This window comes from Shinella sp. BE166, from assembly GCF_051201095.1.
GTDB classification, from domain to species: domain Bacteria; phylum Pseudomonadota; class Alphaproteobacteria; order Rhizobiales; family Rhizobiaceae; genus Shinella; species Shinella lacus.
Genome location: NZ_JBPEHL010000002.1, coordinates 330533 through 344869 on the forward strand (window position 1 = coordinate 330533; position 14337 = coordinate 344869).

Genomic DNA, 14337 nt, shown 5'->3' on the forward strand with positions numbered 1-14337 from the left:
CCTTGAGGCGCCCGTTTCATTTCAGGGGAAGCGGGAAGGACTGAAGGTCTCCGCCGTTATGCCCTCGCGGGCCAGCGGCTCGGGCACCGGTTCTCCGGTGAGGAGGGCTGCGGCGAGGCTGCCGAGGGCGGGCGAGGTGAGGATGCCGTATCCGCCCTGTCCGGCGAGCCAGAAGAAGCTCGCTTCGTCCTTGGCGGGTCCGATCACCGGCAGCCGGTCCGGAGAAAAACTGCGCATGCCGGCCCAGCTCTTGAAGACGCGGCGCACGCTCAAGGTCGTCGCCTCCTCGACATAGTGGGCGGCATAGGCGACGTCGAGTTCCTCCGGCTGCACGTCCGCCGGTTCGCAGGGCGTTTCGTCGGCGGGCGAGGCGAGCAGGCGGCGGCCCTCGGGCTTGAAATAGAAGATGTCCTCGACTTCATTGATTTCCGGCAGGCGGCTGGCGTCGATGCCCTCGGGCAGGTCGACGGTGATTGCCGTGCGGCGATGCGGCACGATGTCGGCCGGCGCGACACCGCAAAGGCCCGCCACCGTATCGGCCCAGCCGCCGGCCGCATTCACCACTGTTCCGGCGGCGATCGTTTCGTCATCGGTCTCGATCAGCCAACTCGCGCCAACCCGCCGGGCGCCGGCGAACGACCGGCCTTCAAGGATCTGGGCACCGTGGCGCCGCGCGTGGCGGGCATAGGCCTGCAGCAGCGCGTCCACTTCGATGTCCCAGTAGTCCGGGTCGAAATAGGCCGCAGTGGCATATTCGGGGTCGAGCATTGGCGCGCGGGCGAGCATGGCCGCCGTATCAAGCCATTCCACGGCCACGCCGAGCGCCTTCGCCGCCTCGAAACGGGCGTGCAGCAGCGCTTCCTTGCCCTCCGTGCCGAGGATGATGCTGCCGCGGTCGATGAGCAGCGGCACGGCGGCAAACCCCTCCGGCGGCTGCGTGAGGAAAGCATGGCTGGCGCGGGCGAGCGCGTTCACGAGGGGCGCATTGTCGCGCAGCGTGAATTCGGCTGCCGAGCGGCCGGTGCTGTGATAGCCGAGCGCGCCTTCGCGCTCCAGCACGACGACGGAGCGGTGCGGGCTCAGGAAATAGGCGAGCGATATGCCGGCAATGCCGCCGCCGATGATTGCGATGTCGAAAGTCTGCATGGCCGCCTCCACTGTCTTCACAAGGGACAGGCCTAAGCAAGCTTTCGGCATTCTTCAAATTTATAGAGGTGAAGGTGGATATCAGCCGGATTGATGCGGCTCGCCCCAGCGCCATGGCGGCACATCGGCCATGTGGGTGAGGAAGGCGCGCTCGGCCGGATTGAGCGCCGAACCGGGATTGGTGATGCGGAAGGTTTCGGCCACCGGCAGGTCGTCATAGGGTGGAAGCTGCCAGAGTTCGCCGGCCGTCAGGGCCACGCCGGTGAGGTGCGCCGGCAGCATGCCGATGCCGGCATTGGCCACCACGAGGCGCAGCACCTCTTCCACGTTGAAGGCAAGCGCGCGCACCTGCTGCCCGAAGGAGCCGACGGCGCGCACGGCCGTCACCGGCCCCATATGCGGCCCGCCCAGCACGTCGGCGAGGAAGGAGACATAGGGTTCGCCGCGCAGGTCCTCCAGCCGTGCATCCAGCGCCCCGAACAGCCGGTGTCCGCGGCCGCAATAGAGCGCATAACGCTCGTAGCAGAACGGCACCTTCTCCAGCCCCTCCGGAATGATGCCGTCGGAAAGCCCGAGCGTCGCCACGCCGCGCTCCACCGAGCGGATGACGTCGGTCGTCGTCTCCACCGTCACGCCCACGGTAACGCGCGGATGCAGCCGGAAGAAATCGGCGATCGCCCGGTCCCAGGCGGGGTTCATGGCATGGCTCACCGAATGGATGGTGATATGGCCGGCAATGTCTTCGCTGGAGGGCTGCATCGCCTCCGGCAGCCGCACGATGGCGGTAAAAATGTCGTGGCAAAGCGCATGCAGCCGTTCGCCGGCCTCCGTCAGTTCGAAACGGCCGGGGCTGCGGTCGATCAGCCGGTGGCCGACCGATTGTTCCAGCCGCTTCAGCGCCATGCTGACGGCCGGCTGTTGCAGCAAAAGCCGGTTCGCCGCCCGCGTGATGCTGCCTTCCTCCACCACGACCACGAAGGTGCGCAGCAGGTTCCAGTCAAGATTGTGGGCGAAGCGTTCAAGGCGGTTTGTGGGCATGCACGTAGCTAGGACGGCGCCGTGGCAAAAGGCAAGAGCCGAGGCGAAGGCGCCGTTTCACAACCCCTGCTGGATAAATGACTACCCCTGGTCGGCGGCATGCGCTTTTCGACGGCAATGGCTCGTTTTTACCGGAACCAAAAAGCCCGCAGGCGCATTTTGCCGGTCGAACGAAGGGGAAATTGCCATATGTGGGAACGGTTTAGCACCAGCGGGCTCGCGGGGTCCTATCTCGATGACTTGCTGGCCGACGGCGTGAACGCACGCATGGAATTCCGCCCCAGACGGGCGTTCGATCCCCATCCATTTCTGGTCAGTCTTGATGACGAAGCGGAAGGCGAGGCGTTTTTCACCCGGCCCATCGAGGGCTCGGCAGCTGGAAGCCAAACCTCCTTCGAGCCTTGATCGCGTGGATGCAAGAGGCGGCCGAAGCCGCCTCGCTTTGGTGACAACCATCACCCGCCCACTGCCGTCATCCTCGGGTTTAACCCGAGGATCCACGCGGCACCCGCGGCTGTGGATGGTCGGGTCAGGCCCGACCATGACGGAGGAGAGTTTGGGCAGACTTTGTCATGAAGCCAAGGCGGCCGAAGCCGACTCTCAGTCCATTATTTCATCGTGTAGATGTCGATGGAAAAATACTTGTCGTTGATCTTCTTGTAGGTGCCGTCCTCGCGGATGGCCTTCAGGGCAGCGTTCAGCTTCTCGCGCAGATCGTTGTCGTCCTGGCGCACCGCGATGCCCACGCCTTCGCCGACGAACTTCGGATCGGTGATCGGCGTGCCGACCAGCTCGCAGCAGGCCTTGCCGTCGTCGTTCTTGGTGACCCAGTCGAGCAGCGGGATCATGTCGCCGACCTGCAGGTCGAGGCGGCCGTTCGCCATGTCGAGGTTCACTTCGTCCTGCGTCGGATAGAGCTTGATATCGGCATCGGGATAGACGGCCGCGACGTAATCGGCCTGCGTGGTGCCGGACTGGGCGCCGATCGTCTTGCCCTTCATGCCCTCATTGGTGAAATCGGTGAGGCCGGCGCCCTTCGGCGCGGCATGCGTCATGGCGGCGAGATAATAGGGGTCGGTGAAGGAAACCTGCTTCTTGCGCTCCTCGGTGATGAACATCGAGGCGATGATCATGTCATATTTCTTGGCGACGAGGCCGGGAATGATGCCGTCCCAATCCTGCGCGACGACTTCGCATTCGACCTTCATCTTCTCACAGAGCGCAAGGCCGATCTGCACGTCGAAGCCGTCGAGATTGCCGGCGGAATCCTGGAAGTTGAAGGGCGGGTAGGCGCCTTCCGTGCCGATCTTCAGCGTTTGCGCAGAAGCCTGGGCGGAAAGCAGGGTAGAGCCTGCAAGAGCCAGCGCGAGCAGCATTTTTTTCATGGTCGTTCCCCTGTTCTGATTGTGACCGAGGGAACGGTAGCGCGGCCCCGTGCATAAACGAAATAGATAGCCCTGATAGTCGCTATCATTTCAGTTTATGTTCACGCGGCTATGAAACGGGAGATGCCGCGCATGACGCCGCGCAGTTCTGCCAGCCCCTTCAGACGGCCGATCAGCGAGTAGCCGGGGTTGATGCGCGCCTTGCCGATATCGTCGGCGAGCAGGTGGCCGTGGTCGGGGCGCATGGGGATGCGCCAGTCGGCGCGACCTTCCGCCTTGCGCCGCGCCTGCTCCTCCAGAAGCGCGACGACGACCTCCACCATGTTGGTCGAGCCATCGAGATGGTCGGCCTCATGGAAGGAGCCGTCCGGCTCGCGGGTGACATTGCGCAGGTGGGCGAAATGGATGTTCGGGCCGAATTCGCGCACCATGGCCGGCAGGTCGTTATCGGCGCGAACCCCATAGGAGCCGGTGCAGAAGGTGAGGCCGTTCGCGGGGCTCGGCGCCGCGGCCAGGATCGCGCGGGCATCCTCGGCGTTGGAGACGACGCGCGGCAGGCCGAACAGCGAGAACGGCGGATCATCCGGGTGGATACACAGCCGCGCGCCGACCTCTTCCGCCACCGGCACGATCTCGCGCAGGAAGGTCTTGAGGTTGCCGCGCAACGCCTCGGCGTCGATGCCCTGGTATTCTTCCAGCGCCTTACGAAAACTGTCGCGATCATAGCTGCGCTCGGTCGCCGGCAGGCCGGCGATGAGGTTGCGCTCGATCGTCGCCACCTGATCGTCGTTGAGCGAGATCAGCCGGTCCTTCGCGGTGCGGATGGCCGCGGGCGTATAATCCTTCTCCGCATCCTTCCGGCGCAGCACCAGCAGGTCGTAGGCTGCGAAATCCACGGCATCGAAGCGCAGCGCATAGCCGGTGGAGGGCATGCGGTAGAGCAGGTCGGTGCGCGTCCAGTCGCAGACGGGCATGAAGTTATAACAGATCGTCCTGATGCCGGCCTTCGCCAGCGCCCGGATCGTATCCTTGTAGGCCCCAATATATTTGCTGCGCTCGGGGCCAGCGATCTTGATCGAATTGTGCACCGGAATGCTCTCGACTACCGACCAGGTCAGGCCCGCGGCCTCGATCGCCGCTTTGTGCGCGAGGATATCGTCGAGCGGCCAGGCCGAGCCGTCATAGATATGGTGGAGTGCGGAGACGATGCCGGTAGCGCCGGCCTGCTTGATATGGTCGAGGGTCACCGGATCCTTCGGGCCATACCAGCGAAAACATTCTTCCATCATCGTCATTCCTCCAGACCCCAACCCCGGGGTTGGATCACACGGGCAGGGGGTGCGCAAGGGGCGCGCCGGAAGATGACTCAATCTCTTCGAAAACCGGACCAACCGCCTGTTCCGACTCCGGTTTTGCGACCTGCGTTGACGGGGCGGATTTCGTCACCGATGCCGGCCTGAAGACCGGCATAGATGTCGCGCAATCACTACCAGCGCTGGTGCACATGCGGGGCGACGAGGCGGTAGTAGACCTCGCGCGTCGCTTCCATCACGTCTTCCGGAATGGCGGGCAGGCTTGCAGCCCGGGCGTTCGCCTCCGCCTGCTCGGCATTGCGCGCGCCGGGGATGACGACGCTGACGGCATCCGCCATCAGGATCCAGCGCAGCGCGAAGGCGGCCATGGTCGTGCCTGCCGGCACCAGCGCGCGGATTTCCTCGACGGCCTGCAAGCCGGTCTCGAAGGGCACGCCGGCAAAGGTCTCGCCGACATCGAAGGATTCGCCGTGGCGGTTGAAGTTGCGGTGGTCATCGGCGGCAAAGGCTGTCTCGCGGGTGATCTTGCCCGAGAGCAGGCCGCTTGCCAGCGGCACGCGCGCGATGATCGCGACGTGGCGGCGGGCGGCTTCCTTGAAGAACAGCTGCGCCGGGCGCTGGCGGAACATGTTGTAGATGATCTGCACGCTGACGACGCCCGGGAACTCGATCGCCTTCAGCGCTTCCTCGACCTTTTCCACGCTGACGCCGTAATTGGCGATCTTGCCGGCGGCCTTAATCTCCTCCAGCGCCTGGAAGACTTCCGGACGGTAGTAGACCTCCGTCGGCGGGCAATGCAGCTGCACGAGATCGAGGCGCTCGACGCCGAGGTTCTTCAGGCTGCGATCGACGAAGCCTTCGAGGTTTTGCTTGTTGTAGCCGTCGGCGACATGCGGCGAGAGCCGGCGGCCGGCCTTGGTGGCCACCATCGGGCGCTGGCCGCCGCGTTCCTTCAGCACGTCGGCAATGATCTTTTCCGAACGGCCGTCGCCGTAGACGTCGGCGGTATCTATGAAGCTCATGCCGGCGTCGAGCGCGGCGTGAAGGGCGGCGCGGCCATCCGCTTCGGTGACGTCACCCCAGGCGCCGCCGATCTGCCAGGCGCCGAAGCCGATATCCGTGGTGGTAAAACCCGTGCGGCCGAATTTGCGATGTCTCATGAAAAAGTCTCCCGACACATTGATTGTGTCGGGAGGTAGCATTCCGCTGGAACGCGGACAAGGAAATCGCTTCCGTCTATGGCTCAGGCCGGAGTGATTTCTACCAGATAGAAGGCCGCACTTTCGCCGGCCGAGACCACCTCGACACTCTCAGAGCCACCGAATACTAGGGCGTCGAGCGGCTGGAGGCCGATGAGGCCGTCAGCGGTGGAAACGCCGAGCGGTTCGAGCGCCAGCAGCAGGCGTTCGCTGGAGGATTCCGCCAGAACCAGCGAGCCTTCCGCGACGTGCCGCGCCAGCCTGTGCCCGAAAACGCCACGACGGGTCATGACGTTGAGGTCGGTGATCGGGCCGCCGGTGAGGCGCGCCGTGGTCGGTACGTCGGCCGGGAAGGTGAGGGGCGCGGTCTCCGGCGTCAGCAGCTTCTCGCCGACACCCTCGATAGACAGCGCCATACCGTCCCCGGACAGCACCGCCAGCGTGCGGTCGATGCCGGGGAAGACGGAGAACGGTCCATCGCTCGCCACCGTCGCCATGCTGACGCGCCAGCCGAACTCCGAAAGGTCGGGACCTTCCGGATGGACGATCACCTCGACCGTCTCGCCGCCGCCGTTTTTCCACGGCATGCGGCGATGCTCGACATTGCGGAGAAGCCGCATCCTCAGTTGCCGAGGATGCCGGGCAGGCGCAGGCCCTTTTCCTTCGCGCAATCGAGCGCGATGTCGTACCCGGCATCCGCGTGGCGCATGACGCCCGTCGCCGGGTCGTTCCACAGCACGCGGCCGAGGCGTTCGGCTGCCGCATCCGTGCCGTCGGCGCAGATGACGACGCCCGAATGCTGCGAGAAGCCCATGCCGACGCCGCCGCCGTGGTGGAGCGAGACCCAGGTCGCACCCGAGGCGGTGTTGAGCAGCGCGTTCAGCAGCGGCCAGTCGGACACGGCGTCCGAGCCGTCCTTCATCGATTCCGTCTCGCGGTTCGGCGAGGCGACGGAGCCCGAATCGAGGTGGTCCCGGCCGATGACGATCGGCGCGCTCAGTTCGCCGTTCTTGACCATCTCGTTGAAGGCGAGGCCGAGGCGGTGGCGATCACCGAGGCCGACCCAGCAGATGCGCGCCGGCAGGCCCTGGAAGGCGATGCGCTCGGCGGCCATGTCGAGCCAGTTGTGCAGGTGCTTGTTATGGGGCAGCAGTTCCTTGACCTTGGCGTCGGTCTTGCGGATATCTTCCGGATCGCCGGACAGGGCCGCCCAACGGAACGGGCCGATGCCGCGGCAGAACAGCGGGCGGATATAGGCCGGAACGAAGCCCGGGAAGGCGAAGGCGTTTTCGAGGCCCTCTTCCTTGGCGACCTGGCGGATGTTGTTGCCGTAGTCGAAGGTCGGGATGCCCATGTCCTGGAAGGCGATCATCGCTTCGACATGCTCGCGCATGGAGGCGCGGGCGGCCTTTTCGACGGCCTTCGGGTCGCTTTCGCGCTTTTCCTTCCACTCTCCCATCGTCCAGCCCTTCGGCAGGTAGCCGTTGATCGGGTCGTGCGCCGAGGTCTGGTCGGTGACCATGTCGGGGCGGATGCCGCGGCGGACCATTTCCGGCAGGATCTCGGCGGCGTTGCCGAGCAGGCCCACGGACTTGGCTTCGCCGGCCTTCGTCCAGCGGTCGATCATCGCGAGCGCCTCGTCGAGCGTGTCGGCCTTTTCGTCGATGTAGCGGGTGCGCAGGCGGAAATCGATCGAATCCGGGTTGCACTCGACGGCAAGGCACGAGGCGCCGGCCATGACGGCGGCTAGCGGCTGGGCGCCGCCCATGCCGCCGAGGCCGCCGGTCAGCACCCACTTGCCCTTGAGGTCGCCATTGTAGTGCTGGCGGCCGGCTTCGACGAAGGTTTCGTAGGTGCCCTGAACGATGCCCTGGCTGCCGATATAGATCCACGAACCGGCCGTCATCTGGCCGTACATGGCAAGGCCCTTCTTATCCAGCTCGTTGAAATGGTCCCAGTTGGCCCAGTGCGGCACGAGGTTGGAATTGGCGATCAGCACGCGCGGCGCATCCTTGTGCGTGCGGAAAATGCCGACCGGCTTGCCGGATTGCACGATCAGCGTCTCGTTTTCTTCCAGATCGCGCAGCGAGGCGACGATCTTGTCGAAATCGGCCCAGGTGCGGGCGGCGCGACCGATGCCGCCGTAGACGACCAGTTCATGCGGGTTTTCCGCGACGTCCGGGTCGAGATTGTTCATCAGCATGCGCAGCGGCGCTTCCGTCATCCAGCTCTTGGCGGTGAGTTCGGTGCCGCGGGCAGCGCGGATTTCGCGGATATTGTGGCGGGGATTGGTGGTCATTAACTGGTTCTCCCGGGATCAGCGTGGAAGGGTGGAGGCAAGCGCCTCGAGACGGTTCAGGATGTCTGTCAGAACAATGCGCAGCCGCGCGGCCTTCTCCTCGTCGAGGGCAAAGGGCGGGGCTTCCGTGGCGAGATGGCTCACCTGCGCGAGTTCCATCTGGATGGCGTGCACGCCGGTTTCCGGCCTGCCATAATGGCGCGTCGTCCAGCCGCCCTTGAAGCGGCCGTTGAGGATGCTGGTATAGGCCTCGGCCTTCGCGCAGGCATCGAACGTCGCCGTCTCGATGGCCTTGTCGCAGGTGCGGCCCATATCCGTGCCGACGTTGAAATCCGGCAGCCGGCCTTCGAACAGGAAGGGGATCAGCGAGCGGATCGAGTGGCAATCGTAGAGGATGGCCACGCCATGGATCGCCTTGACGCGCTCGATCTCGGCGGCAAGCGCCGCGTGGTAGGGCGCGTGGAAATTGGCGAGCCGGAAGGCGATGTCCGCCTCGGTCGGCGCCTCGCCGTCCTTCCAGATCGCCTTGCCGTCGAAATCCGTTTCCGGCACGAGGCCCGTCGTGTTCTGGCCGGGATAGAGGCTGACGCCGGCCGGATCGCGGTTGGCGTCGATGACGTAGCGGTGGAACGTGGCGCGCACGGTCGTCACATTCGGCAGCAGGCAGTCATAGAGACGCTCGATATGCCAGTCCGTATCGGCGAGGATGCGGCCGTTGTCGTTCAGGCGTTCCCATATTTCGGCCGGCACGTCCGTGCCGGTGTGCGGGAAGGCGAGGATGACGGGCGAGGTGCCCTGGTGGGTTTCGAAAACCGCCATGTCAGGCCTCCAGAACCGGCAGGATGCCCTTGGAAACGGAGGCGCCGAGCGCGCCCGACGAGACGAAGCTGCTGGCGGCGGCGAGATCCGGCGCCATGTAGCGGTCCTCTTCCAGCGTCGCGACCACGGTGCGCAGCGTTGCAACGACCTTCTGCAATTCCGGGCTGGTGACGAGCGGCGCGCGGAACTCGATGCCCTGCGCTGCGGTCAGCGCTTCGATGCCGATGATGGCGGACAGGTTTTCCGTCATGCGCAGCAGGCGGCGGGCGCCGTGGCAGGCCATGGAGACGTGGTCTTCCTGGTTGGCGGAGGTCGGCGTCGAATCGACCGAGGCCGGATGCGCCATCTGCTTGTTTTCGCTCATCAGAGCGGCCGAGGTCACTTCCGCGATCATCAGGCCGGAATTGAGCCCCGGCTTCTTGGCGAGGAAGGCCGGCAGGCCGAAGGACAGCGCCGGGTCGACGAGAAGCGCGATGCGCCGCTGTGAAATCGCGCCGATCTCGCAGACCGCAATCGCGATCTGGTCGGCGGCGAAGGCGACGGGTTCGGCGTGGAAGTTGCCGCCCGAGATGACGCTGTTGTCGGACAGCACCAGCGGGTTGTCGGTGACGGCATTGGCTTCGATTTCCAGCGTGCGGGCGGCCGAGCGCAGCACATCGAGGCAGGCGCCGTCGACCTGCGGCTGGCAGCGGATGCAATAGGGGTCCTGCACGCGCTCGTCGCCGGTGATGTGGCTCTCGCGGATGACGGAACCGGCCAGCAGCGCACGCAGCGACGCGGCGGCGTCGATCTGGCCCTTGTGGCCGCGCAGCGTGTGGATATCCGGATGGAACGGCGCGGAGGAGCCCATGGCGGCATCTGTGGAAAGCGCGCCGGTGACGAGCGCAGCCTGCGCGGCGCGATGCGCCCGGAAGAGGCCGGCGAGCGCCAGGGCGGTCGAGACCTGCGTGCCGTTGATGAGGGCGAGGCCCTCCTTGGCGGCAAGCACGACGGGCTTCAGCCCGGCTTTTGCGAGGGCCGCGCCGCCGGGCAGGCGTTCGCCGGCATAAATGGCTTCACCTTCGCCGATCATCACGGCCGCCATATGGGCGAGCGGAGCAAGGTCGCCGGAGGCGCCGACGGAACCCTGTTCGGGGATGACCGGAATGACGCCCTTTTCCTGCATGGTTTCCAGCAGGCGGACGATATCGAGGCGCACACCGGAAGCGCCGCGGCCGAGCGAGATCAGCTTCAGCGCCATGATGAGGCGCACGATGTTTTCGGACAGCGGTTTGCCGACGCCGCAGCAATGCGACAGGATCAGGTTGCGCTGGAGGGTGGCGACATCGGCGGCCGCGATCTTGATGGAGGCGAGTTTGCCGAAGCCGGTATTGATGCCATAGACCGGCTCGGGGCCGCCGGCGATTTCCGCGATGCGGGCGGCGGCTTTTTCGATACCCGCGTCGAAGGACGGTTCGAGACGGGCGGAAACGCCGGTCCAGTAGATGGATTCAAGGGTTTTGAGGGGCACGGAGCCCGGATGAAGCGTGATCGTCATTTTGCATTCCTCGATGCAGCCCGGCCTTCGAATTGACCTGCTGCGAATTGACCTAATGTCCGCTGCGGATACGGGCAAACATGGGATTGAAGCCCATGCGGTAGACCAGTTCCGCCGGCCGGCCGATGTCCCAGAGGACGAAATCGGCCCACTTTCCGGCTTCGAGCGTCCCCACTTCGTCGACCAGGCCCAGTGCGCGGGCGGCTTCGCGGGTGGTGCCGGCAATGCATTCCGTGACGGTCATGCCGAAGAGGGTGGCGGCCATGTTCATGGTGAGGAGGAGCGAGGTCAGCGGCGAGGTGCCGGGGTTGGAATCCGTCGCGACGGCCATCTTGACGCCGTGCTTGCGGAAGAGCTCGACCGGCGGCTTCTTCGTCTCGCGGATGAAGTAGAAGGCCCCCGGCAGGATGACGGCGACCGTGCCGGCCTTCGCCATGGCGGCGGCACCCGCATCGTCCGTATATTCGAGGTGGTCGGCCGAAAGCGCGCCGTAGGAGGCGGCAAGGGCCGCGCCATTGAGGTTCGAAAGCTGGTCGGCGTGCAGCTTGACCGGCAGGCCGTGGCTCTTCGCCGCGTCGAAGACCTTCGCCATCTCGTCCGGCAGGAAAGCGATACCCTCGCAGAAGCCGTCCACGGCATCGGCAAGGCCCTCCGCCGCGATGGCCGGCAGCATCTCGCTGACCACCTTGTCGATATAGGCGGTCTTGTCGCCGTTCATTTCCGGCGGCAACGCGTGGGCGCCAAGGAAGGTGGTGCGGACGGTCACGTCGCGCTGCTCGGCAACCCGGCGGGCGGCGCGCAGCGATTTCAATTCGTTTTCGGTATCGAGGCCGTAGCCGGATTTCAGCTCGACGGTCGTGACACCTTCGGCGATCAGCGCGTCGAGGCGGGGCAGCGTCTGGCGCACGAGATCGTCTTCGCTCGCCGCGCGCAGCGCCTTGACCGAGGAGACGATGCCGCCGCCGGCGCGCGCGATCTCCTCGTAGGAGGCGCCGGCAAGCCGCAGCTCGAATTCATGGGCGCGGTCGCCGGCATGCACGAGATGGGTGTGGCAATCGATGAGGCCCGGCGTGATCCAGCGGCCTTCGCAATCGATGGTTTCCGCAGCGGAGAATTCGGCGGGCAGATCGGCTTCAGGACCGACGAAGGCGATGCGTCCGTCGCACACGGCAATAGTGCCATCTTCGACGATGCCGAGGCCGGGCAGGCTCTCGTTGAGCGTCGCCAGCCGGGCATTGCGCCAGACGCGCACCGTGTCCTTTTCCGCTGCTGATACCATGATTGCCTCTTCCCTGTGATGAAGATAATGTATATACATAATCGCAGAGGACGCAAGAGCGAATTTGCGGATCGGCGTCGAAGATACACCGGAAGAGGGAGGAAGCGGCATGGCCGTCATTCATGCAAGGCAGGCGTTGCTTACGGGCGGTTGGACGAAGGACGTGCGTCTCCATATCGAAGGCGGCCGCATCGCGCGCCTCGAAACGGACGCCGCCGCCGCAGCGGGTGACGAACGCCACAACACCATCGTCGCCGGCATGCCGAACCTGCACAGCCACGCCTTCCAGCGCGGCATGGCGGGCCTTGCGGAAACGCGCGGGCCGGGCAGCGACAGCTTCTGGAGCTGGCGCAATGTCATGTACCGTTTCGCGCTGTCCATGACGCCGGACGATGTCGAGGCGGTCGCCGCGCAACTCTATGTCGAGATGCTGGAGGCGGGCTTCACCCGCGTCGGCGAGTTTCACTACCTGCACCATGACAAGGACGGCCGGCACTATGCCGACATCGCCGAAATGGCCGTTCGCATCGCCGCGGCCGCGTCCGAAACCGGCATCGCACTGACGTTGCTGCCCGTCTTCTATGCCCATGCCGGCTTCGGCGGCACGGCGCCGGGCGAGGGACAGCGCCGGTTCATCAACGACCGAGATTCTTACGCCGCACTGCTGGAGCGTTGCCGCACGCTGACGGATGCGTTGCCCGGTGGCATCACAGGCGTCGCGCCGCACAGCCTGCGCGCGGTGACACCGGAGGAGCTTTCCGCCGTCGTCGCCATGGCCGGCGACAAGCCGATCCACATCCACATCGCCGAGCAGGTGAAGGAAGTGGAGGACAGCATCGCCTGGTCCGGCCGCCGCCCGGTGGAATGGCTGCTCGACAACCAGGCCGTCGACGGCCGCTGGTGCTTCATCCACGCCACGCACATGACCGACACCGAGACGCGCGGCATGGCGAAAGCCGGCGCGATCGCCGGCCTCTGCCCGATCACTGAAGCCAATCTCGGTGACGGCATCTTCCCGGCCGACTTCTTCGCCGCCGGCGGCCGATTCGGCGTCGGCTCGGATTCGAACGTGCTGATCGGCCTGCCGGACGAGTTGCGCCAGCTGGAATATTCCGAGCGTCTCGCCCACCGCGCCCGCAACGTGCTCGCCGCCCCCGGCGGCTCGACGGGCCGGGCGCTGTTCGACGGTGCGCTGGTCGGCGGTGCCGCGGCGCTGGGCGTCGAAGCGGGCATCGCTGCCGGTAACGCGGCAGACTTCGTCAGCGTCAAGGCCCGTCATGGCCTCGATCTTGCGGGCGACGCGCTGCTCGACGGCTGGATTTTTGCCAATGGTGCCGAGGTCGATTGCGTCTGGGTGAACGGCCACAAGCAGGTCGAGGGCGGCCGCCACGCGGCGCGCGAAAAAATCGGCCGGCGCTTCACCGCGACGATGCGGGCGCTCACGGACGCCTGAGGGCGTATTGTAAGGCGGGCCTGCCTTTCCTATGACTTGTCCCACCGGGCGATTGCGCCCGGCAAGCGCGGAGGCGACCATTTCCATCGACCAGGAAAAGACACGGACCGAGGCCAAGGAGCCGCCGCTGCATCGCCGCATCCTGGAGGAAGTGGAAGGCAAGATCCTCTCGGGCGAGTGGCCGCCGGGCCACCGCATTCCCTTCGAGCACGAGCTGACCGAGCAGTACCAGTGCTCGCGCATGACGGTGAACAAGGCAATCACCGAGCTGGTCAAGCGCGGCCTCATCGAGCGGCGGCGCAAATCCGGCAGCTATGTCACCCACCCGCACGCGCAATCCGCCGTGCTGGAGATCCACGACATCCGCCTCGAGGTCGAATCGCTCGGGCTGCGCTATCGCTACGAGAAGCGCACGCGCCTCGACCGCTCGGCAAAAGCGGCCGATCGCCGCCTGATGGACCTGCCGGAGCCCGCGCCGCTGACGGAGATTTCCGCGCTGCATTTCGCCGGCGCGCAGCCGTTCTGCCTTGAGGATCGCCTGATCAACCTCGTCGCCGTGCCGGAAGCCGCGGCCGAAACCTTTGACGATACCGCGCCCGGCGCCTGGCTGATCAGCCGCGTGCCTTGGAGTGCCGCCGAACATCGCATCCGTGCCGTCGGCGCCGATTCCCGGGCCGCGGACCTGCTGGCGATCGCCCCGGGCACCGCCTGTCTGGTCGTCGAGCGGCGCACCTGGAGCGGCGGCGTCTATATCACCCATGTGCGGCTGACCTATCCGGGCGAAAAACACGAGCTCGTCGCCGAATTCGCTCCGTCGCATCCCAAGCAAAACGCCTGAACCCTTAGGACCAATCGACATTCAGCCCATG

13 protein-coding genes are annotated in these 14337 nt (G+C 65.7%); 3 read left to right on the forward strand and 10 right to left on the reverse strand.

All coding sequences use genetic code 11. The features are described from left to right. Positions 1-21: 21 nt before the first annotated feature. Positions 22-1146, reverse strand: coding sequence for an NAD(P)/FAD-dependent oxidoreductase (locus J2Y63_RS05590; RefSeq protein WP_435265279.1), 1125 nt, complete (start codon positions 1144-1146; stop codon positions 22-24). An 81-nt stretch (positions 1147-1227) separates the two neighbouring features. Beyond that, positions 1228-2184, reverse strand: a complete 957-nt coding sequence (locus tag J2Y63_RS05595; RefSeq protein WP_435265280.1) for a LysR family transcriptional regulator — start codon at positions 2182-2184, stop codon at positions 1228-1230. A 99-nt stretch (positions 2185-2283) separates the two neighbouring features. Here J2Y63_RS05595 and J2Y63_RS05600 point away from each other — a divergent pair, with 99 nt between their 5' ends. Further along, the gene (locus tag J2Y63_RS05600; RefSeq protein WP_435265281.1) at positions 2284-2589 is read left to right on the forward strand and encodes a hypothetical protein; all 306 of its coding nucleotides are present in this window, start codon (positions 2284-2286) and stop codon (positions 2587-2589) included. A gap of 203 nt (positions 2590-2792) precedes the next feature. Here J2Y63_RS05600 and J2Y63_RS05605 read toward each other — a convergent pair whose 3' ends face one another. From J2Y63_RS05605 to hutI, 8 genes are all read right to left on the reverse strand, one after another. Beyond that, a complete protein-coding gene (locus J2Y63_RS05605) occupies positions 2793-3569 on the reverse strand; it encodes a transporter substrate-binding domain-containing protein (RefSeq protein WP_435265282.1) in 777 nt (258 codons plus the stop codon). 101 nt (positions 3570-3670) lie between these two features. Then, positions 3671-4855 (reverse strand): mannonate dehydratase, encoded by a 1185-nt coding sequence (gene uxuA, locus J2Y63_RS05610; protein WP_435265517.1) that lies wholly within the window; start codon positions 4853-4855, stop codon positions 3671-3673. A gap of 200 nt (positions 4856-5055) precedes the next feature. Continuing rightward, complete coding sequence (locus J2Y63_RS05615) at positions 5056-6042, reverse strand: aldo/keto reductase (RefSeq protein ID WP_435265283.1); 987 nt, start codon at positions 6040-6042, stop codon at positions 5056-5058. Between the two features lie 83 nt (positions 6043-6125). Then, entirely contained in the window at positions 6126-6701 is a 576-nt protein-coding gene (locus J2Y63_RS05620) for a HutD/Ves family protein (RefSeq protein ID WP_435265284.1), read from the reverse strand. 2 nt (positions 6702-6703) lie between these two features. Next, positions 6704-8380, reverse strand: a complete 1677-nt coding sequence (hutU, locus tag J2Y63_RS05625) for a urocanate hydratase (RefSeq protein WP_435265285.1) — start codon at positions 8378-8380, stop codon at positions 6704-6706. An 18-nt stretch (positions 8381-8398) separates the two neighbouring features. Next, complete coding sequence (hutG, locus tag J2Y63_RS05630; RefSeq protein ID WP_435265286.1) at positions 8399-9199, reverse strand: N-formylglutamate deformylase; 801 nt, start codon at positions 9197-9199, stop codon at positions 8399-8401. 1 nt (position 9200) lies between these two features. Continuing rightward, the gene (hutH, locus tag J2Y63_RS05635; protein WP_435265287.1) at positions 9201-10736 is read right to left on the reverse strand and encodes a histidine ammonia-lyase; all 1536 of its coding nucleotides are present in this window, start codon (positions 10734-10736) and stop codon (positions 9201-9203) included. Between the two features lie 52 nt (positions 10737-10788). After that, complete coding sequence (gene hutI, locus J2Y63_RS05640; RefSeq protein ID WP_435265288.1) at positions 10789-12015, reverse strand: imidazolonepropionase; 1227 nt, start codon at positions 12013-12015, stop codon at positions 10789-10791. A 109-nt stretch (positions 12016-12124) separates the two neighbouring features. On the opposite strand from hutI, the gene J2Y63_RS05645 reads away from it, so the two are divergent. Both J2Y63_RS05645 and hutC read left to right on the forward strand, forming a co-directional pair. Continuing rightward, positions 12125-13468, forward strand: coding sequence for a formimidoylglutamate deiminase (locus tag J2Y63_RS05645; RefSeq protein WP_435265289.1), 1344 nt, complete (start codon positions 12125-12127; stop codon positions 13466-13468). A 31-nt stretch (positions 13469-13499) separates the two neighbouring features. Further along, on the forward strand, positions 13500-14306 hold the full coding sequence (gene hutC / locus J2Y63_RS05650; protein WP_435265290.1) for a histidine utilization repressor: 807 nt from the start codon (positions 13500-13502) through the stop codon (positions 14304-14306). The last annotated feature ends 31 nt before the right edge of the window (positions 14307-14337 follow it).

Bases quoted from the DNA above. Each gene is read 5' to 3' on its own strand.
- J2Y63_RS05590 (WP_435265279.1), bottom strand. From the start codon at position 1,146: ATGCAGACTTTCGACATCGCAATCATCGGCGGCGGCATTGCCGGCATA.
- J2Y63_RS05595 (WP_435265280.1), bottom strand. From the start codon at position 2,184: ATGCCCACAAACCGCCTTGAACGCTTCGCCCACAATCTTGACTGGAAC.
- J2Y63_RS05600 (WP_435265281.1), top strand. From the start codon at position 2,284: ATGCGCTTTTCGACGGCAATGGCTCGTTTTTACCGGAACCAAAAAGCC.
- J2Y63_RS05605 (WP_435265282.1), bottom strand. From the start codon at position 3,569: ATGAAAAAAATGCTGCTCGCGCTGGCTCTTGCAGGCTCTACCCTGCTT.
- uxuA (WP_435265517.1), bottom strand. From the start codon at position 4,855: ATGGAAGAATGTTTTCGCTGGTATGGCCCGAAGGATCCGGTGACCCTC.
- J2Y63_RS05615 (WP_435265283.1), bottom strand. From the start codon at position 6,042: ATGAGACATCGCAAATTCGGCCGCACGGGTTTTACCACCACGGATATC.
- J2Y63_RS05620 (WP_435265284.1), bottom strand. From the start codon at position 6,701: ATGCGGCTTCTCCGCAATGTCGAGCATCGCCGCATGCCGTGGAAAAAC.
- hutU (WP_435265285.1), bottom strand. From the start codon at position 8,380: ATGACCACCAATCCCCGCCACAATATCCGCGAAATCCGCGCTGCCCGC.
- hutG (WP_435265286.1), bottom strand. From the start codon at position 9,199: ATGGCGGTTTTCGAAACCCACCAGGGCACCTCGCCCGTCATCCTCGCC.
- hutH (WP_435265287.1), bottom strand. From the start codon at position 10,736: ATGACGATCACGCTTCATCCGGGCTCCGTGCCCCTCAAAACCCTTGAA.
- hutI (WP_435265288.1), bottom strand. From the start codon at position 12,015: ATGGTATCAGCAGCGGAAAAGGACACGGTGCGCGTCTGGCGCAATGCC.
- J2Y63_RS05645 (WP_435265289.1), top strand. From the start codon at position 12,125: ATGGCCGTCATTCATGCAAGGCAGGCGTTGCTTACGGGCGGTTGGACG.
- hutC (WP_435265290.1), top strand. From the start codon at position 13,500: ATGACTTGTCCCACCGGGCGATTGCGCCCGGCAAGCGCGGAGGCGACC.